At 74.0% G+C, this 18,884-nt stretch carries 13 protein-coding genes, 2 tRNA genes and 1 riboswitch; of the genes, 7 read left to right on the top strand and 8 right to left on the bottom strand.

Annotation, left to right across the window (positions count from 1 at the left end; genetic code table 11):
* Positions 1 to 209: 209 nt before the first annotated feature.
* Positions 210 to 2,285: an asparagine synthase-related protein gene (locus IH25_RS0133875; protein ID WP_030619730.1), complete on the bottom strand. Its 2,076-nt coding sequence runs from the start codon at positions 2,283 to 2,285 to the stop codon at positions 210 to 212.
* Positions 2,286 to 3,018: 733 nt separating this feature from the next.
* Between IH25_RS0133875 and IH25_RS0133870 the strand changes: the two genes are divergently transcribed.
* From IH25_RS0133870 to IH25_RS0133855, 4 genes are all read left to right on the top strand, one after another.
* Complete coding sequence (locus IH25_RS0133870) at positions 3,019 to 4,443, top strand: hypothetical protein (protein ID WP_030619727.1); 1,425 nt, start codon at positions 3,019 to 3,021, stop codon at positions 4,441 to 4,443.
* A gap of 97 nt (positions 4,444 to 4,540) precedes the next feature.
* Positions 4,541 to 5,752, top strand: coding sequence for an L-2-hydroxyglutarate oxidase (gene lhgO, locus IH25_RS0133865; RefSeq protein ID WP_030619723.1), 1,212 nt, complete (start codon positions 4,541 to 4,543; stop codon positions 5,750 to 5,752).
* Positions 5,753 to 6,009: 257 nt separating this feature from the next.
* The gene (gene trmB / locus IH25_RS0133860; protein ID WP_030619720.1) at positions 6,010 to 6,825 is read left to right on the top strand and encodes a tRNA (guanosine(46)-N7)-methyltransferase TrmB; all 816 of its coding nucleotides are present in this window, start codon (positions 6,010 to 6,012) and stop codon (positions 6,823 to 6,825) included.
* Between the two features lie 83 nt (positions 6,826 to 6,908).
* Entirely contained in the window at positions 6,909 to 8,204 is a 1,296-nt protein-coding gene (locus tag IH25_RS0133855; protein ID WP_030619717.1) for a PrsW family intramembrane metalloprotease, read from the top strand.
* A 55-nt stretch (positions 8,205 to 8,259) separates the two neighbouring features.
* Here the strand turns inward: IH25_RS0133855 and IH25_RS0133850 are convergent, their stop codons facing one another.
* The gene (locus IH25_RS0133850; RefSeq protein ID WP_030619715.1) at positions 8,260 to 9,204 is read right to left on the bottom strand and encodes an aldo/keto reductase; all 945 of its coding nucleotides are present in this window, start codon (positions 9,202 to 9,204) and stop codon (positions 8,260 to 8,262) included.
* A gap of 76 nt (positions 9,205 to 9,280) precedes the next feature.
* Positions 9,281 to 10,360, bottom strand: coding sequence for a M23 family metallopeptidase (locus tag IH25_RS0133845; protein WP_030619712.1), 1,080 nt, complete (start codon positions 10,358 to 10,360; stop codon positions 9,281 to 9,283).
* A gap of 9 nt (positions 10,361 to 10,369) precedes the next feature.
* Positions 10,370 to 10,537, bottom strand: a riboswitch (cyclic di-AMP (ydaO/yuaA leader).
* A 334-nt stretch (positions 10,538 to 10,871) separates the two neighbouring features.
* Between IH25_RS0133845 and IH25_RS0133840 the strand changes: the two genes are divergently transcribed.
* Positions 10,872 to 10,945 (top strand) — tRNA-Met (locus tag IH25_RS0133840).
* Between the two features lie 66 nt (positions 10,946 to 11,011).
* Here IH25_RS0133840 and IH25_RS0133835 read toward each other — a convergent pair.
* The gene (locus tag IH25_RS0133835) at positions 11,012 to 12,145 is read right to left on the bottom strand and encodes a dihydrofolate reductase family protein (RefSeq protein WP_030619711.1); all 1,134 of its coding nucleotides are present in this window, start codon (positions 12,143 to 12,145) and stop codon (positions 11,012 to 11,014) included.
* A gap of 85 nt (positions 12,146 to 12,230) precedes the next feature.
* Here IH25_RS0133835 and IH25_RS0133830 point away from each other — a divergent pair, with 85 nt between their 5' ends.
* Both IH25_RS0133830 and IH25_RS0133825 read left to right on the top strand, forming a co-directional pair.
* Complete coding sequence (locus IH25_RS0133830) at positions 12,231 to 12,740, top strand: MarR family winged helix-turn-helix transcriptional regulator (RefSeq protein ID WP_030619708.1); 510 nt, start codon at positions 12,231 to 12,233, stop codon at positions 12,738 to 12,740.
* 109 nt (positions 12,741 to 12,849) lie between these two features.
* Entirely contained in the window at positions 12,850 to 13,485 is a 636-nt protein-coding gene (locus IH25_RS0133825) for a GTP cyclohydrolase II (protein WP_030619707.1), read from the top strand.
* Here IH25_RS0133825 and IH25_RS0133820 read toward each other — a convergent pair.
* From IH25_RS0133820 to IH25_RS0133805, 4 genes are all read right to left on the bottom strand, one after another.
* Complete coding sequence (locus IH25_RS0133820; RefSeq protein ID WP_280842555.1) at positions 13,463 to 14,677, bottom strand: DHA2 family efflux MFS transporter permease subunit; 1,215 nt, start codon at positions 14,675 to 14,677, stop codon at positions 13,463 to 13,465. The two genes, IH25_RS0133825 and IH25_RS0133820, sit on opposite strands and share 23 nt — an antisense overlap.
* 64 nt (positions 14,678 to 14,741) lie before the next feature.
* Positions 14,742 to 14,814, bottom strand: a tRNA-Lys gene (locus IH25_RS0133815).
* A 99-nt stretch (positions 14,815 to 14,913) separates the two neighbouring features.
* On the bottom strand, positions 14,914 to 16,431 hold the full coding sequence (locus tag IH25_RS0133810; RefSeq protein ID WP_030619703.1) for an amino acid permease: 1,518 nt from the start codon (positions 16,429 to 16,431) through the stop codon (positions 14,914 to 14,916).
* A gap of 107 nt (positions 16,432 to 16,538) precedes the next feature.
* Entirely contained in the window at positions 16,539 to 18,716 is a 2,178-nt protein-coding gene (locus tag IH25_RS0133805; RefSeq protein WP_030619701.1) for a DEAD/DEAH box helicase, read from the bottom strand.
* Positions 18,717 to 18,884: the final 168 nt, after the last annotated feature.

The raw sequence follows: 18,884 nt of genomic DNA, 5'->3' as shown, positions 1-18,884 counted from the left end.
TGTCGGAAGCGGTGGGGTGGCCGGGCGGGGGGGGCGCCTGCCCGCCCCGGTGGGGTGGCCGGGCGAGGGGCGCCTGCCCGCGCCGGTGGGGTGGCCGGGCGGGGGTCGCCTGCCCGCGCCGGTGGGGTGCCTGGTGGCCCCTGCTGGAAGAGCGCGGGGGAGGCACGACTGCCCGCACCCGTGTACGTCCGTTCCGGCGCCGGAACCGCTCACACCCCCGGCGCCAGCGCGCCCCGCCTCGGCTGGATCCCCGACGGGACCGCGCGGGAGCGGGACGGTGTGCCCGTCCAGCACGTGCCGCGGCGGGCGAGCAGGCGCCGCAGCCACAGTTCGAGCGAGACCAGGTCGGCGAGGCCGTCCAGTGGCAGGGGCTCGTCCGCCGCCCCGCCCCGCAGGGCCGCGCGGACGACCCGGGCCTCCACCAGCCCGGCGTCGGCCAGCAGCGGTGTGGCGAACAGGTCCAGGAGAGGGTCGGCGGCGGCCCGCAGCCCCGCGCGTGCCGCCGCCACCGTGGGGGCGTGGGAGGGGGCGCCCCAGCCGGCCGGGAGGCCGGTGACGCCGGCGCCCTCCAGGACCGTGCGCAGGACGGCGGCGCGGGCGCCGGGCCGGACGCGCAGAGCCTCGGGGAGGTCGCGGCAGGCGCGGACCACCTGGTTGTCGAGGAACGGCGCGTGCAGCCGCTGGGAGCGGATCTCCGCGGCCTGCTCCAGGACGCGGAGGTCGGCGGCGTGCCGGGCGAGCGCCGCACGCGCGCGGTAGTCGCCGGGCCGCTGGACGCCGGTGCCGGAGCGGTCGGCCTCCGCCTGGAGCAGAACCGATACTTCGGCCAGCGCCTCCCCGGTCAGCCAGCGCGCGGCGGGACCGGGCCCGGCCCAGCTCAGCGCGGCGAGGGACGCGTCGGCCGCACCCTGGGGCTCGTCGAAGCGGCGCCGCATCAGCCGCTCGGCGAGTGCCTCCAGGCCCGCCCGGTAGGGGGTGCGGGCCAGGCGCCGGGCCGCGCCGTACACGCGGGCGGGGACGAACACCGAGCCGTCGGCACGGGCCAGCGCGGCGACCGGCCGGACCAGGTGGCGCCGCCGGCGGTCCATCAGGAGGTCGGCGAGCCGGGCGGGGTGGGCGTCCAGGACCTGGCGGGCGCCGTGGCCGGTGAAGTGGTCGGCGCTGCCGGCGGCGAGCCGTGCCCGGTGCCGGGCGGCCTGGACCAGGCAGGGGCCGGGTTCGTCGGTCAGGGGGCCGTCCAGGTCGGCGTACGGCAGGGTCTCCTGGCCGCCGGTGACCACGACGTGGTGCAGGCGGGGGCCCGCGGCCAGGGCCGCCGCCCGCTCGAGTTCGGCCTCGCGGCCGGGCACGGCCAGGTCGTTGAAGGTGACGGCGAGGAGGCGTTCGCCGGCGCCGGTGCGATGGCCGAGGAGCGTGCCGGGGCGGCCGGGCAGCCCGGCGGCCAGCAGCGCGAGGGTGCCGGAGGCGGGCCCGCCGGAGAGGTCGGCGCCGACGCCGGGGACCGGCATCCCGCGCGCGGCGCGCCGCTCGGCCGGCCCCATGCCGGGCACCGGTCCGGGGTCCAGGTCGGGTACGTGCCGGGGGGCGGCGAGCCGGGTGCGGACCGCCTCCACCAGGGCGTCCCGTACTGCGTCCACGGCGCGGTCGGGGTCGGCGGGGGGCGCGGCCACGGCGAGGGAGGCGACCGGTTCGTACCCGGCGATCTCGCGCGCTCCGGCGCGCAGCACCAGGGCGTGCCCCGGCGGAACGCGCCGTACGCCGTCGTAAGGGGTGGTGTCGCGCAGCGCGGCCGGCACGTCCGGGGCGGCGAGCAGGGCGGCGAGGTGGGTGAAGTCGAGGTTGGCCTCGACCAGGTCGGCGAGGGGCAGGGCGGCGGTGGCGTAGGCCGTGCCGCCGTTCCAGGGGGTGTGGAAGACCGGCCGGGCGCCCGCGAGGTCGCCGCAGACGGTGATGCGGCGGCCCGCCTGGACGACGGCGGTGTAGCTGCCGGGCCAGGTGGTCAGGTGGCGCACCGCGCCTCCGCGCGCGGTGAACAGGCCGCGCCGCAGTTCCTCGTCGGTGGCGCCGCAGATACCGAGGACGGCGATCCGGTGCTCGGGGTCGGCGTGCACCACCCGCACCTCGTCGGGGCGCCAGTCGCCGACCGCCCACAGGGGGTCCGGGTCGCCCCACAGGAGCTGGGAGCCGACCGGTTGCAGGGTTTCGCCGTCGTAGCCGACGGCCCCCGCGGAGCCGGTCCCGGCGGCGCCCGCGGTGGTGCTGCTCCACCCCACCAACCACCGCATCGACGCCTCCACAGGCTGTGGACCACCAGTGCACCGCACGAACCGGCCCCCATGCTGCCATGAAGAGCAGGCCGGGGAGACGCGGCGTGGCCGCCTCAGCCGAGGGATGTACGCGCTGCGGGAAGGGGAGTTGACGGGCGCCGGGCGGGTGCGGCGGAGGCGGCGCTCCACGGGGGCGGGAGGCGGCGCTCCCCACGTGCGATACGAATGCGCCCCCAATGCGCTCCCCCAAATCCCCTTTCGCGCCCCGAAGTTGCATGGTCACGAAGGAAATTCACCGCACGATCGGGGGATTATTTTCAGCCAATTCCGTGACGGCGCGCCGGAATCGAGCACTCTCCGTACAGGCTTGCGGAGCGCCTGGGGGCTTACAGGTACGCACGGTCCGGGAGGCGGACGACGCCTCCCGGACCGGTCCGCCACCCGCGGGGATGAAGGCGGCGGTGTCCCCCAGCCCACTGGATCCAGTACAGCGGGCCGACCCACGCACGGCCCATGGAATCGCCCCCGGGATGGCCGGAGAAGAGCGCACGGGCGGGCGCACGGCCACACGGGCGGGGGCACGTCGCGACGGTCCGTGCACGGTGCGTACAGGGCCGCGCCCGCCTACCGACCACAATCCCGCCATCCGGAACATTGCCCCTTAACGCTTGGGATGCGGCGAACTACGCTGGGTTTACGAATGCCGCACGGTTATGCCAGCGCGGCAGCCGTCTGTGTCGAGGGGTGGCGCATGTCCAGGGAGCAACGCGGGCCGAACGAAAAGCTCGGCGCCGTTCTCGCCCTCGCGGGAATCAGCAACGCCGGACTCGCCCGGCGCGTCAACGACCTTGGCGCCCAGCGTGGTCTGACGCTTCGCTACGACAAGACGTCCGTGGCGCGCTGGGTGTCGAAGGGCATGGTGCCGCAGGGAGCGGCGCCGCATCTGATCGCCGCCGCCATCGGCCAGAAACTCGGCCGCCCGGTCCCGCTGCACGAGATCGGCCTGGCGGACGCCGATCCCGCGCCGGAGGTGGGTCTCGCCTTCCCCCGGGACGTGGCACAGGCGGTGAAGTCGGCGACCGAGCTGTACCGCCTCGACCTGGCCGGCCGCCGGGCCGGCTCCGGCGGCATCTGGCAGTCCCTCGCCGGATCGTTCGCGGTGAGCGCATACGCAACGCCCGCCTCGCGCTGGCTGATAACCCCCGCCGACAGCTCGGTCGCCCGGGAGGCGGGCGCCGCCGAGGGCTCCGGCCCGCCGCTCAAAGTCGGCCACAGCGACGTGCAGAAGCTGCGCGAGGCCGCCGAGGACGCCCGGCGCTGGGACTCCAAGTACGGCGGCGGGGACTGGCGTTCGTCGATGGTGCCGGAGTGCCTGCGGGTGGAGGCGGCACCGCTGCTGCTCGGCTCCTACTCCGACGAGGTGGGCCGCGCCCTGTTCGGCGCCTCCGCCGAACTCACCCGGCTCGCGGGCTGGATGGCCTTCGACACCGGGCAGCAGGAGGCCGCGCAGCGGTACTACATCCAGGCGCTGCGCCTCGCGCGCGCGGCGGCCGACGTCCCCCTCGGGGGGTACGTACTGGCCTCCATGTCGTTGCAGGCCACCTACCGCGGCTTCGGCGACGAGGGCGTGGACCTCGCGCAGGCCGCGCTGGAGCGCAACCGGGGGCTGGCCACCGCCCGCACCATGAGTTTCTTCCGGCTGGTCGAGGCGCGGGCCCACGCGCGCGCGGGCGACGCGCAGGCGGCCGGCGCGGCACTGAAGGCGGCGGAGAGCTGGCTGGAACGGTCCCGGCCCGGCGACAACGACCCCTCCTGGCTGGGTTTCTACGGATACGACCGGTTCGCCGCGGACGCCGCCGAGTGCTACCGCGATCTCAAGGCACCCCGTCAGGTGCGGAGGTTCACCGAGCAGGCGCTGTCGAAGCCGACGGAGGAGTTCGTGCGGTCGCACGGGCTGCGGCTGGTCGTCTCCGCCGTCGCCGAGCTGGAGTCGGGGAACCTCGACGCGGCCTGCGAGCAGGGGGTGCGGGCCGTGGAGGTGGCGGGCCGGATCTCGTCCGCGCGCACCACCGAGTACGTCAAGGACCTCCTGCACCGGCTGGAGCCGTACGGGGACGAGCCGCGGGTGGTGGAGCTGCGGGAGCGGGCCCGGCCGCTGCTGATGGCCCCGGCGTAGGGCCGCGCCGCTCCGGCGTCCGCCGAGGGACGCCGGCCGGGCGTTTGAAGCCGCTGTCAGTGGCGCAGTGCACTATCGGGAGTGGAGGTGGTGCTCGGTGCTGGGCGGGGCGTACGACTGTGATGTGCTCGTGGTCGGCGGGGGGATCGTCGGGCTGTCGACGGCGTACGCGATCACCCGGGCGGCGCCGGGCACCCGCGTGACGGTGCTGGAGAAGGAGGACGGGCCCGCCCGGCACCAGACGGGACGCAACAGCGGGGTCATCCACAGCGGGATCTACTACCGCCCGGGCTCCCTCAAGGCGCGGTACGCGGTGCGGGGCGCCGCCGAGATGGTGAAGTTCTGCGCCGAGTACGGCATCGCGCACGCCGTCACCGGCAAGCTGATCGTCGCCACCGAGCGGGCCGAGCTGCCCCGGCTGCACGCGCTCGTGCAGCGCGGCCGGGAGAACGGCATCCCGGTGCGGGAGCTGGGACCGGCGCAGATCGCCGAGTACGAACCGGAGGTGCGCGGCCTGGCCGCGATACACGTCGGCACGACCGGCGTGTGCGACTACGCGGCGGTGGCCCGCGAGCTGGCCCGGGCCTCCGGGGCGGAGATCCGCTACGGCGCGCGGGTGGTCCGGGTGGACCGGCGGCCGGAGCGGGGCGTGGCCGTGCTCACCGCGGCCGGAGCCGTCGTCCGCGCCCGGGTGCTGGTCAACTGCGCCGGGCTGCGCTGCGACGAGGTGGCGCGGCTGACCGGGGACGAGCCGGGGATGCGGATCGTGCCGTTCCGCGGGGAGTACTACGAGCTGGCCCGGCCGGAGCTGGTGCGGGGCCTGGTGTATCCGGTGCCGGACCCGGCGTTCCCGTTCCTCGGGGTGCATCTGACCCGCGGCGTCGACGGCGGTGTGCACATCGGCCCCAACGCGGTGCCGGCGCTGGCCCGCGAGGGGTACGGCTGGGGGGTCGTACGGCCCCGGGAGCTGGCCGGGACCCTGGCCTGGCCCGGCGCGTGGGCGATCGCCCGGCGGCACTGGCGGTACGGCGCGGGCGAGCTGCGCCGCTCGGTGTCCAAGGGGGCGTTCCTGGAAGCGGTGCGCAGACTGCTGCCCGGCGTGGACGCCGGGGACCTGGTGCCGGCCCCGGCCGGGGTGCGGGCGCAGGCGGTGCTGCGGGACGGGACGCTGGTGGACGACTTCCTGATCCGGGAGGGTGCGCGGGCGGTGCACGTGCTGAACGCGCCCTCGCCCGCCGCCACCGCCTCCCTGCCCATCGGCCGCGAGATCGGCCGCCGGGCCCTGGCCATGCTCCGCGCGCCGGAGTGACCGCCCGGCCGGCGGGCCCGGCCGCGCGAAACCCCGCCCACCGGGCCCGTGGACCCGGCCGCACAGACCCTGACCCCAGGGCCCGAAGAACCAGCCGCACAGACCCTGACCCCAGGGCCCGAAGAACCAGCCGCGCAACCCTTGACCCCCGGCCCTGAAGAACCAGCCGCGCACAACCTGCCCCCCGGCCCCATGGAACCGGCCCCGGAACCGGACCACCGGCCCCGGACGACCCGACCCGTAAAATTGGGCTCACTGTGTCTGACTCCCTGAACTCCCCCGCCGCCCCGCCCGCCCCCGGTGACCCCGTCCGGCCCGCCCGGGCCAAGGGGGAACCGCGCTTCCCGGACGGGCCCAAGGCGGACCCCGCCGGTTCGCACTTCGAGCGGCGGATCCGGAGCTTCCAGCCACGGCGCAGCCGGGTGACGGCCGGGCAGGCGGACGCCTTGCGGCGGCTGTGGCCCCAGTGGGGGCTGGACATCGACGGGCAGCGGGTGATCGACCCGGCCGAGCTGTTCGGCAACGACCGTCCCGTGGTCCTGGAGATCGGGTTCGGGATGGGCGAGGCCACCGCGCGGATGGCCGCCGGCGACCCGGACACCAACATCCTGGCCGTCGACGTGCACACCCCGGGCCAGGGCAACCTGCTGGGCCTCGCCGACCGGGGCGGCCTCACCAACGTCCGGGTGGGCAACGGCGACGCGATCATCCTGCTGCGGGAGATGCTCCGCCCCGACTCGCTGGACGGGCTGCGCGTCTACTTCCCCGACCCGTGGCCCAAGAAGCGGCACCACAAGCGGCGGCTCATCCAGCCCGAGTTCCTGACGCTCGCGGCGACCCGGCTGAAGCCCGGCGCGCTGCTGCACTGCGCCACGGACTGGGAGCCGTACGCCGAGCAGATGCTGGACGTGCTCACCGCGCACCCGGACTTCGAGAACACCCAGCCGGACGGCGGTTTCGCGCCGCGCCCGGAGTTCCGGCCGCTGACCCGTTTCGAGGGACAGGGACTGGACAAGGGACACGTCGTGAACGATCTGCTGTTCCGACGCGTACCGCACCGCCAGGACGGATAGCCGACCGGAGGGCCCGGACCACCCGACCGACCGGGCCGATAATCCGCTCAGCCCCTCGTGCCGTCACCGTTAGGGTCGATGCCGTGGCCACCAGTCCTCCGTTCCCGACCCGTCCCCCGAGCCCAGGCGACGGGGGGCTCCGCCACCCGCACTGGTGGCAGCGCAGGTGGGTGCGGTACGGGGCGCCGAGCACGCTGCTGGCGCTGTCCGGGCTGGTCATCCTCGCGCTCGTGCGGCGGCAGACCGGCACGGACGGGTTCCTCGTCGGGCTCGGGCTGGCCGTGCTGCCGGTGCCCTGGCTGATCGCCGCCTTCCGGTGGCTGGACCGGGTGGAACCGGGCCCCTGGCGCAACCTGGTGTTCTCCTTCGCCTGGGGCGCCTGCGCGGCGGCGCTGATAGCCATCGTGGCCAACAGCTTCGCCACCGAGTGGATCGCCACCTCCACCGCCGACCCGGCGAGCGCCGACACCCTCGGCGCCACGGTGATAGCGCCGGTCGTGGAGGAGTCCGCGAAGGCCGCCGCCGTGCTGCTGGTCTTCCTGTTCCGCAGACGCGACTTCACCGGGATCGTGGACGGCGTGGTGATAGCGGGGACCACCGCCACCGGGTTCGCGTTCACCGAGAACATCCTCTACCTCGGTACGGCCTTCGGGACCGACCAGCTCACCGGCGACCGGGGCATCGCCTCCGTCACCGCCGCCACCTTCTTCGTGCGCATCGTCATGTCCCCGTTCGCGCACCCCCTGTTCACCGTCCTGACCGGCATCGGCTTCGGCATCGCCGCGCTGTCCGCCGAGCGCCGGCCCGTGCGGCGGGTCCTGCTGCCGGTGTGCGGACTGCTGCTCGCGATGGGCATGCACGCCTTCTGGAACGGCTCGGCCACCTTCGGGCAGTACGGGTTCTTCGCCGTCTACGGCGGCTTCATGGTGCCCGTGTTCGGGCTGGTGACCTGGCTCGCGGTCTGGACCCGGCAGCGGGAGCTGCGCACCGTACGGGCGGAGCTGCCGGCGTATGTGCTGGCCGGGTGGCTGGGGCCGGGCGAGCCGTTCGCGCTCGGGTCGATGCGGGCGCGCCGGATGGCCCGGGACTACGCCCGGCACCACCACGGCCGCCCGGCGGCCCGGGAGGTGGCCCGCTACGAGGGGTACGCCACCTCGCTCGCCTTCCTGCGCCGGCGCGGACGCGCGGGCAGGGCCGGGCCGGACTTCGCCGTACGGGAGCGGGAGCTGCTGGCGGAGCTGTGGCGGCGCCGGCACGTGGCCCGGCCGGCGCTGGAGTACGCGAGCCGGGCCGCCGCACCGGCCCCGGTGTACCGGCCGGCGGTGCCGTACGGCTACCCGGCGGTGACGTACTCCGCCTCCAACCCGTACCGGACCTGACCGCGGGGGCTGCCGGGCGGGCGGCACCGCCGGAGCGCGCCGGGCGCGGGCCGTTCTAGGCCGAGGCCTCCGTCAGCTTCGCGACCTCCGCGTCCGTCAGCTTCAGCTCCGCCACGCCGAGCAGCGCCGGGAGCTGCTCCGGGGTGCGGGCGGAGGCGATCGGGGCGGTGACCGTCGGCTGGGCGGCCAGCCAGGCCAGGGCGACCGTGGCGACCGGGGCCTCGTGGGCGGCGGCGACCTCGTCCAGGGCCGTCAGGACCTTCTGGCCGCGCTCGGAGGCCACGTAGTCCTGCACCCGGTCGGCGCGGGCGCTGTCCACCGTCGCGCCGGGCCGGTACTTGCCGGTCAGGAAGCCCGAGGCGAGCGCGAAGTACGGGACGGCGGACAGGCCCTCGGCGGCGACGAGTTCCTGGAGCGGGCCCTCGTAGGTGTCGCGGGAGACCAGGTTGTAGTGCGGCTGGACGGCGACGTAGCGGGCCAGGCCCTCGCGGTCGGAGAACTCCAGGGACGCGCGCAGGCGGTCGGCGCCGATGTTGGACGCGGCGATGTGCCGGACCTTGCCGGCCTTCACCAGCTCGTCGAGCGCGCCGATGATCTCCTCGACCGGCACCTCGGGCTGGTCGAAGTGGGTGTAGTAGAGGTCGATGTAGTCGGTGCCCAGGCGGCGCAGCGAGGCGTCGGCGGCGGCCTTGATGTTCGCGGCGGACAGGCCCTGGAACTCGGGGTGCTGGCTGACCTTCGTCGCGACGATCACGTCCGAGCGGTTGCCGCGGGCCTTGAGCCAGGCGCCGAGGATGGTCTCGGACTCGCCGCCCTTGTTGCCCTCGACCCAGGCCGAGTACACGTCGGCGGTGTCGATGAAGTTGCCGCCGGCCGCGGTGTAGGCGTCGAGGACGGCGAAGGAGGTCTGCTCGTCGGCCGTCCAGCCGAAGACGTTGCCGCCCAGGGAGAGCGGGAAGACCTCGAGGTCGGAGGAGCCGAGTTTACGAAGTGACGTCATACATCGTGTCAACGCCGGCGGAGGACGATCGCATCCCGCCGCCGGCGCCGATTTCCGGTCTCCCGGGAGAGAGCCGTCAGGGGGTGAGGCCCTTGTCGCGCAGCCACGCCATCGGGTCGATGCCGGTGGGCGCGCCGCCGGGGTGGACCTCCAGGTGCAGGTGCGGGCCGGTGACGTTGCCGGTGGCGCCGACGCGGCCGATGACCTCGCCGGTGCCGACCTTCTGGCCGGCCGTGACGTTGATCGAGGACTGGTGGCAGAACCACAGCTCGGTGCCGTCGTCCAGGGTCAGGATGGTGCGGTAGCCGTAGGCGCCGGCCCAGCCCGCCTCCGTGATCGTGCCGCTGTGCACGGCCTTGATCAGGGTGCCGGTGGGGGCGGCGAAGTCCAGACCGGTGTGGTGGCCGGAGGACCACATCGAGCCGGCCTGCCCGAACGTCGAGGTGATCGTGTACGAGGAGGTGGGCAGCGCGTACTGCCTGGCCAGCTCGGCCAGCCGCTTCTTCTCGGCCGCCTTCTTCGCCTCGGCCTCCGCCTTCTCGGCCTCCGCCTCCGCCTTCTCCTTGGCGGCGGCGGCCTGGGCGGCGGCCTCCTGCTCGGCCTGGGCGGCGGCCTGGGCGGTCTGCTTCTCGGCGGCGGCGAGCGCGGCGGCGGTCGCCTTGCTGTCGGCCTGCCCCTGCTGCTGCTCGGCCTGCGCCATGATCCGGTTGCGCAGCACCTCGCCCGCGTCGGCGCTGTCCTGGCCCGCGTCGGAGGCCACGGCGACGGTGCTGAGGGTGGTGGCCGCGGCGGCCTCGGCGGGCCGGTCGTCGCCGGAGCCGTCCTGGAAGAGGGAGCCGACCGAGGGCAGGTCCGGCATGGAGATGGACACCGGCGGCTTGCCGGTGTTGGCGCTGGCCATGCCGCCCGCGCCGACCGCGGCCATGACGCCGACGCCGAGGACGGTGGAGCTGCGCGCGAGACCGCCGCGCTGCTTGGCGACCCGGTGCCGGCCGCGGACCGGGGCGACGGAGTCCTCGGTGGGGTTCCACTCCTCCCACGGGCCCTCGTCGGCGCGGTAGGCGCCGTAGGCGAAGCTCGCGGGTTCGGGCTCGTGCGCGTGCTCGCGCTGTGCCGGTATGGACGGGGCTTCGGGGCCAGGCCGGTTGGACGCCACCCGGGCGTACTCCTTTCCTTCCTCCGCCTACCGGGTTAGCTGACGGGTTCGGAGCAGGAAGGTCTCCTACGCGCGTATACCGGTCGTGGACTCGCGTGAGTGCACGGCGGTTTCCGCGTGATTCACCCCAAAGTGGTGGTTCCCCGGTTCCCTCGCGGGATTCGGCGCGTGCGCACGGAGCCGTCTCTGGTGACGGCTGGGACGACCGCGCTGCGTTATCGAACGTTAATAGACCTGACAGTCACTTTCCAAGCCGGTCCCCTTGATCATTAACGTTTTTACCGGTGGAGTTATCAGCAACTATCCCGACACAACGGGCAATGTGACCGGCGTTCAGAAGCGGTCAGCAGTCACTCGTACTTTTGATGGTGACTCAGTTGTTATGCGTGCGCACTCGTCCGGTCACCTTGCGTGACACCTGCGTCCGGGCCCCTCGGGGAGGCTCTCCGGGGGCCCGCGAAAACCGGTGTGCGAAGCATCCCGCGCATGGCGTACACTGAAGTCACAACGACGCGGGGTGGAGCAGCTCGGTAGCTCGCTGGGCTCATAACCCAGAGGTCGCAGGTTCAAATCCTGTCCCCGCTACTGAAGGCCCAGGGCCCGGAATCCCAAGGATTCCGGGCCCTGGGTGTATCCGCACCCGGGCGGCGCTCAGCCCGGCAGATGGGCGTTCGGCGCCTTCGCCAGCTCCTCCAGCTCCGGCAGGACGACGACCCGCGCCCCCGCCGCCGTCAGCACGCCCGTCCCGTCGGCCGCCTCGACGAACGTGTCCGGCTCCCGCCAGGCGGTGACCACCCGGCGCACCCCGGCGCGCAGGATCAGCTCGGCACAGGGCGCCGGCCGGGAGGCGCGGCGGGCGCACGGCTCCAGGCTGGAGTACACCGTGGCGCCGGACAGCCGCGGGTCGGCCGGGTCGGTCTTCGCCAGCGCCGCCTCCTCCGCGTGCACCACCGGGTCACCGCCCTCGCGCGAGTGGCCCCGGGCCAGTTCCGTGCCGTCGGCGGCGACCACGACCGCGCCCACGCTGAACGCCGTCCCGGACGGCGGGCACAGGGACGCCAGTTCGCAGGCGGTGCGCAGCCAGTGGCGGTCGGCCGCGGTGGCGGCCGTGCCGGAGCCGGGAGCCGTGGGCGCGTAGCGCATGAGGACGACGTCCTCGATCCGGCGGGTGTCCAGCAGGCGCAGGCGCCCGCCCTGGTAGGCGCCCGGACCGAACAGCCGCGGGGCCGCCGGATCGCCGACGAACAGCGGGGCGAGCACCAGCTGGAGTTCGTCGGCCAGGCCCTGCTGGAGGAGCTGGGTGTGGACCGTGCCGCCACCCTCGACCATCAGCCGCCGCACACCGCGCACGTCGTGCAGGTGCTCCAGCAGGGCCCGCCAGTCCAGGGCGGGGCCGAGCGGGACGACGTCGGCGGCGGCCCCGAGGAGGCGCGCGGCCCGGGCGGCGCCCCGGTCGGTGGTGTAGACGAGCTTGTCGCCGCCGGTGTGCCAGAAGTTCGCCGCCGGGTCGAGGTCGCCGGAGCCGGTGACGGTGACCTTCAGCGGGTACTCGGACCGGCCCGCCGCGCGCCGGGCCGCGCGCCGCTCGGCCGAGTTGACCAGCAGGCGGGGATTGTCGGCGCGGATCGTGCCGGCACCGACCAGGATGGCGTCCACCGAGGCCCGTACCCCGTCGACCCGGTCGAAGTCGGCCGGGCTCGACAGCAGGAGCCGCTCGGGGCCGGTGTCGTCCAGGTAGCCGTCGAGGGAGACGGCGGCGGACAGCAGCACGTACGGCAGGGGCATCGGCGCTCTTTCCTGTGGAGGCGGACGGGCGGGGCGGGGCCGCGGGCGGCTTGGTTCAAGTTTTAAACAAACCTACACTGGCGGCATGACGACCCGCTGGCTCACGCCCGAGGAGCAGCGCGCCTGGCGCGCCTACATCGCCGCCTCCCGCCTCCTGGAGGACGCGATCGACCGGCAGCTCCAGCAGGAGGGCGGCATGCCGCACCTGTTCTACTCGGTGCTGGCCACCCTCTCCGACGCGCCCGGCCGGCGGCTGCGCATGACCGATCTCGCCGAGGCGCTGAAGATCACCCGCAGCCGGCTGACGTACGTGGTGACCCGGCTGGAGCGGGACGGCCTGGTGCGCCGGGAGAACTGCGCCGCGGACAAGCGCGCCTCGCTCGCGGTGCTGACGGACCAGGGGACGGCCGTGCTGGAGCGTACGGCGCCCGGGCACGTCGAGACGGTCCGCTCGCTGCTATTCGACCGGCTCACCGCGGAGCAGGTGGGGCAGCTGGAGGAGATCTGCACGGGCATCGCCCACGGGCTGCAGGGCGAGGGGGCCGGGGCGGGGACGGACGACGTTCCCTGGCGGCGCCGGTCGTCCTGCTCCTGACCTCGCAGGGGCTCCTCGGCGAGGGCAATTGCTTTAATTTTTAAGCATGAGGTAGGGTCCCTGCGAACGACTGCTTCAAATCTGAAGCACAGGCCCCGGAGGGATCCGCATGCCCGACATCCCCGCCGCCACCCCGCGCGCCCGCGTCCGGGTACCGCTGCGCTTCGCCGACGGCTACGGCGCCGACGCCGAACTCGTCACCTTCCACGGCCTCACCGACGGCCGTGAGCACCTCGCCGTCGTGCTGGGCGACCCGGGCCCCGTCCCGCTGGTGCGGCTGCACTCCGAGTGCCTGACCGGGGACGTCTTCGGCTCGGCCCGCTGCGACTGCGGACCGCAGCTGCGCGAGGCGGTCGAGCGCATCGCCGGCCGCGGCGGGATCCTGCTGTATCTGCGCCAGGAGGGCCGGGGCATCGGCCTCTACAACAAGCTCGACGCGTACGCCCTCCAGGACGAGGGGCTCGACACCTACGCGGCGAACGCCGCCCTCGGCCTGCCGGAGGACGCCCGCGACTACACGGCCGCCGCCCAGATGCTGACCGCGCTCGGCGTCACGGAACTGGACCTGCTGTCCAACAACCCCGACAAGGCGGCGCAGTTGCGCGCGCTGGGCATCACCGTCCGGGACCGCGTGCCCACCGGCGTCTTCACCACCGCCCACAACCTCCCCTACCTGCGCGCCAAGGCGCTCCAGACCCGGCACACCCTGCCCCTGGCCGCCCTCACGGAGCTGACGGCGGGCTGACGGGCGGCCGGGCTCGGCCCCGTCGTCCGCCCGGGAGGCGCAGCGCGGCCGGTAGCGCGAGGGCGAGCAGTGCCGCCGCCACGGCGTAGGCGAGCCGGAAGCCGGCCGGGTCCGGGCCGGCCGCCCCGAGCAGCACGGACAGCAGGGCCGTACCAGCCGACGCGGCCGGCTGGGCGTTGATGCTCAGCGCGGTGCTCGCCCCGGCCAGCCGGTCCGCGGGCAGCTCACGGCTCGCGGCGGTCATCGCCGGCATCAGCGTCATCCCGGCGCCCACGCCCATCACCATGCCCGCGACGACGATCCGCCACGGCGCGGCCCCGGGCGTCCCGGTCTGCCAGGCCGGCAGGCCGATGCCGAGGGCGCCCGCCGCGCACCCCGCCGCGATCAGCAGGCGCGGGGCGACCCGGTCGACCCGCCGGGCCGCGATCCGCATCGTCGTACCGACCACGAGCCCGGCCGGCGCGCCGAGCAGTCCGGCCACCGTGGCGCTCAGGCCCCGCTCCTGCTGCCAGTACTGCGGGCCGAGCAGCATCGAGCCGAAGTAGCCGCAGGTGAACGGGGCGAGCGTGGTGACGGCGGCGGCGAAGGTACGGTCCCGCAGCAGCCGCAGGCCCAGCAGCGGCGCGCGGACGGTGAGCGCCCGCCGGACGAAGACCGTGGCGAGCACCGCGCCGGCGAGCGTCGGCACCAGCGCGCCGGGAGCCGTGAAGTCCCCGCGCTCGCCGCCGCGCGAGAGGCCGTACAGCAGCAGGGCCAGTCCGGGCGAGAGCGTCAGCAGACCGGGCAGGTCCAGCCTGGGCCGGGCGGCGCCGGGGGCGGGCGGGGCGTCCTTCGGCAGCAAGCGCGCCGCGAGGACCAGGGCCAGGGCGCCGACGGGCAGGTTGATCAGGAAGACCCAGTGCCAGGAGGCGGCGTCGACCAGCCACCCGCCGAGCACCGGTCCGGCGACCGGGCCGACCAGGATCGGCAGCCCCAGCAGGGCCATCGCGCGGCCGAGCCGGGCCCGGTCGGCGACCCGCATGCCCATCGCCATGCCGACCGGCTGGAGCAGTCCGCCGCCCAGCCCCTGCACCGCGCGGAACGCGATCAGGCTCTCCGCGTCCCAGGCACAGGCGGGGTGTCGGCGTTCCTCCGGGCGTACCGGGCGGGGTGAAAGTCCGCCCCTCGGGCCGGCTACGGGCCAGCAGACGATCTTGAACGCGGGAAGAAACGACAGGACCCCAGCTCGTTCACGCGCTGAGCTGGGGTCCGAACCGTAGGCCCTGTGGGACTCGAACCCACAACCAATGGATTAAAAGTCCACTGCTCTGCCAATTGAGCTAAGGGCCCGGGCGATGTTGCTTGTCCGAGCATAGCCGGACGGGGCCGTGTCGCCGATCGGGTATCGGGGACACGGCCGCGTCGCGGCGGGCGGGACGGGCGTGATGGTCACTTTTCGGCCGGTGTGGAAACCGGTGGGCGGGCCAGGAACCAGTGGCGGGCCGACGCCAGCCACCAGACCGTGGCGAAGCCGAGGACGGCCAGCACGGCCACCGGGGCGTAATTGAAGGTCTTCCAGGTGACCGGGGAGACCTGCGGCAGCATGAACAGGACCGTGATCGCCAGTACCCAGGCCACCGAGACCACTCCGATCGCACCGGACCAGCGGCCCAGGTGCCAGGGGCCGCGGTCGAACGCGGTGCCCTTGCGGACCCGCAGGAAGGTCGGGATGACGTAGGCGATGTACAGGCCGATGACCGCGATCGACGTCACCGCCGCGTAGGCCGTGGTGTTGATCAGGTAGGGCAGGCCGAGAACCAGCGCGCCGAGCGCGGCCAGCCAGACCGCCGCCACGGGGGTGCGGGTGCGCGCGCTGACCGTGTGCCAGACGCGGGAGAACGGCAGCGCGCCGTCCCGGGAAAAGGCGTAGATCATACGGCTGTTGGCGGTGACGGAGGCCATGCCGCAGAACAGCTGGGCGCCGATCACCACCAGCAGGAGCAGTTTGCCGGCGGTGGCCCCGAGGGCGTCCAGGAGGATCTGGGCGGGCGGGGCGCCGGTGGGGGAGGCGAGTTCGGCGTCGTAGGACTGGATGGCGAAGGTGAAGCCCAGCAGGAGCACGAAGCCGGCGATCCAGGATGTCCAGATCGAGCGGACGATGCCCTTCGGGCCCGCCGTGGCGGCGTCCCGGGTCTCCTCGGTCATGTGGGCGGAGGCGTCGTAGCCGGTGAAGGTGTACTGGGCCATCAGCAGCCCCAGCAGGACCACGTACGGGCCGCTGCCCCAGCCCGTCTCGTTGACGAAGTGCGTGAAGACGAAGGACGCCGGCTGGTGGTGGTCGGGGACCAGCGCCAGCGCGCCGGTGATGAGGGCGACCCCGAGGACGTGCCACCACACGCTCACGCCGTTCAGGAACGCCACGATCCGGACGCCGAAGGTGTTCAGCAGGCCGTGCAGGACGAGGATCGCCGCGAACAGCGCCACCGTGCGGCCCGGGGTCACCTGGAACCCGGTCTGGAGGTTCAGGTAGGCGCCCAGGAAGGAGGCCGCGCCGAAGTCGATGCCCGCGGTCACCGCCACCTGGCCCAGCACGTTGAACCAGCCCGTGAACCACGCCCAGGCCGCCGCCGAGCGCGCGGGCGCCAGCCGGTGGGCCCAGAAGTACAGGCCCGCCGAGGTCGGGTACGCCGAGCAGATCTCGGCCATCGACAGGCCCACGAACAGCGTCATCAGGCCGACCGCGACCCAGCCCCAGGTGATCACCGCGGGGCCGCCCGTGGTCATCCCGAAGAGGTACAGCGTCAGACAGCCGGAGAGGACCGAGATGATCGTGAAGGAAACGGCGTAGTTCGAGAACGCCGACATCCGGCGGGCGAGGACCTGGGTGTAGCCGAGCTGGGCCAGCCGCTCCTCGTCCGACGGGCCGGGCGCCGCCCGCTGTCCGGTCACACGCGCGTCGTCTGCCATGCCCCAGCAATTCCCTGCCCGCTGTTGTGATATGCGCCACTGGGCAGGCATGAGGAAGGGCCCGTACGACGGGTGTCGTACGGGCCCTTGTGTCAGCTCACTCGGCGTCAGCCGTTGCGCTTCCAGCGCGGCTTGTCCTCGCGGCGGCCGAAGGAGCCGCCGGTGCCGCGGTGGTCGTCACGACGGCCGTAGGGGCGGTCGTGGCCGCCGGAGCGGAAGCCCGGGCGGTCGTCACGGCGGTCGCGGTTGAACGGACGGTCGCTGCCCCGGTGCCCACCACGGTCGTCACGGCGGAAGCCCGGGCGGTCGTCACGGCGCTCGAACCCACGGCCGCCACGGTCGTCACGACGCTCGAAGCCCCGGCCACCGCGGTCGTCACGACGCTCGAAACCACGGTCACGGTCGCGGTCGAAGGGACGGCGGTCGCCCCGGTCACCCCGGTCGTCACGGCGCTCGAAGTTACGACCGCCACGGTCGTCACGACGCTCGAAGCTACGGCCACCGCGGTCGTCACGACGCTCGAAGCCACGGTCCCGGTCACGGTCGCGGTCGAAGGGACGGCGGTCGCCCCGGTCACCCCGGTCGTCACGGCGGAAGCCCGGACGGTCGTCACGGCGCTCGAAGCCACGGTCGCGGTCACGGTCGCGGTCGAACGAACGGCGGTCGCCCCGGTCCTCACGGCGGTCGTCGCGACGGTCGTCCCGGCGCTCGAAGCCGCGCCGCTCCCGGCGCTCGTACGGCGCCGCCGCCGGGCGCTCCTCGCGCTCGGTCTCGCGCTCCGCCGGCTCCTCGGCCACGGCGAGCTGCTCCGCCGCCGTCGCCTGGGCCTCGGCCACGGCCGTCTCCGGGTCCTCGCCGCGCTCGCGGGCGACCCGGGCCACCAGCCGGTCGGCCTCCTCGCGCAGCTCGGTGGCGCGGCGCTGGGCGCGCTCCAGCTGCTTGGTGAGCTGGGCGACCTCGCGCTCGGCCTGCTGGGCGGCGTTGGCGGCGGACTCGGCCTGGACCTCGGTCATGGAGCGGGCGCCGGTGATCTCGGCGACCTCCGGGTCGAAGGCGGCACCGCCCTGGATGATGTGGCGGGCCGCGTCGACGCCGGCGTCCTCCATCAGACGGAAGATCTGGCGCCGCTGGTGCGGCAGGGAGAGCGAGACGACCGTGCCGGTACGGCCCGCGCGGGCGGTACGGCCGGCCCGGTGCAGGTAGTCCTTGTGGTCGCCGGCCGGGTCCACGTTCAGGACCAGGTCGATGCCGTCGACGTGGATGCCGCGGGCGGCGACGTCGGTGGCTACGAGCACGTTCACGTACCCGTCCTTGAAGTCCGCGAGGGTCCGCGTGCGGGCGCCCTGGGTCATGCCGCCGTGCAGCGCGTCGGCCTTCACCCCGGCGTCGCGCAGCTGCTCGGCGACGCGGTCGGCGCCCAGCTGGGTGCGGACGAAGATGATCGTGCGGCCCTTGCGGGAGGCGATCGCGGCGGTGACCGGCGCCTTGTCCTTGGGCTTCACGATGAGGATGTGGTGCGACATGGTCGTCACCGCGCCCTGGGCCGCGTCCACCTCGTGCAGGACGGGCTCGGTCAGGTAGCGGTCGACCAGGGTCTTGATCTCGTTCTCCATCGTGGCGGAGAAGAGCATGCGCTGGCCGCCGGCCGGGACCTGGTCGAGCAGCTCGGTGACCTCGGGCAGGAAGCCCAGGTCGGACATCTGGTCGGCCTCGTCGAGGACGGCGATCCGCACGTCCTCCAGGGAGCAGGCGCCACGGTTGATGATGTCGCGCAGCCGGCCCGGGGTGGCGACGAGGATGTCCACGCCGCGCTCCAGGGCGTAGATCTGGTTGCCCATGGACGTGCCGCCGCAGACGACCTTCATCTTCAGGCCGAGGACGTCGCCGTACGGCTGGAGGGCGTCGGCGACCTGCATGGCCAGCTCGCGGGTCGGGGTGAGGATGACGGCGCGGGGCCGCTTCTTCTCGGTACGGCCCTCGGCCAGCAGGGCCAGGGTGGGCAGACCGAAGGAGAGGGTCTTGCCGGAGCCGGTGCGGCCACGGCCGAGGATGTCCTTGCCGGCCAGGGCGTCCGGGATGGTCGCGGCCTGGATCGGGAAGGGGGTCGTCACGCCGTTCTGCGCGAGCTTGCGCACGATGCCCTCGGGGAGGCCGAGGTCGGCGAAGGTGGTCTGGGGGGTGGTGTCAGCGGCCTCGGGGGCCTCGGTGACCTCGTTCGTCACGTCGAGTTCGTTCTCGTTCTCGTTCTCGGACATGACGATCTGGTCAGTACTGGACACGGACATGCGAATGCGAAACCTTCCGGAGTCTCGTCGGCACGCGCCCGTCAACTCCGTGATTCGCTCACGACCGCCTAGATGCGGTCCGCCACGGCAAAGGAGAGTACGCGCCACACGGCGCGCTCTGTGGTGGCGCCGGGCAAATGGGATCAAACGATCTACCACCATACGCAC

The sequence above is a fragment of the Streptomyces achromogenes subsp. achromogenes genome (genome assembly GCF_000720835.1).
Lineage (GTDB): Bacteria > Actinomycetota > Actinomycetes > Streptomycetales > Streptomycetaceae > Streptomyces > Streptomyces achromogenes.
This window is presented reverse-complemented; position numbering and strand designations above follow the sequence as displayed.

Coding starts and splice junctions, on each gene's coding strand:
- IH25_RS0133810 (WP_030619703.1), bottom strand. CDS start 16,431: ATGGCAGACGACGCGCGTGTGACCGGACAGCGGGCGGCGCCCGGCCCG.
- IH25_RS0133825 (WP_030619707.1), top strand. CDS start 12,850: ATGCCCGACATCCCCGCCGCCACCCCGCGCGCCCGCGTCCGGGTACCG.
- IH25_RS0133835 (WP_030619711.1), bottom strand. CDS start 12,145: ATGCCCCTGCCGTACGTGCTGCTGTCCGCCGCCGTCTCCCTCGACGGC.
- IH25_RS0133850 (WP_030619715.1), bottom strand. CDS start 9,204: ATGACGTCACTTCGTAAACTCGGCTCCTCCGACCTCGAGGTCTTCCCG.
- IH25_RS0133830 (WP_030619708.1), top strand. CDS start 12,231: ATGACGACCCGCTGGCTCACGCCCGAGGAGCAGCGCGCCTGGCGCGCC.
- IH25_RS0133870 (WP_030619727.1), top strand. CDS start 3,019: ATGTCCAGGGAGCAACGCGGGCCGAACGAAAAGCTCGGCGCCGTTCTC.
- IH25_RS0133875 (WP_030619730.1), bottom strand. CDS start 2,285: ATGCGGTGGTTGGTGGGGTGGAGCAGCACCACCGCGGGCGCCGCCGGG.
- IH25_RS0133805 (WP_030619701.1), bottom strand. CDS start 18,716: ATGTCCGTGTCCAGTACTGACCAGATCGTCATGTCCGAGAACGAGAAC.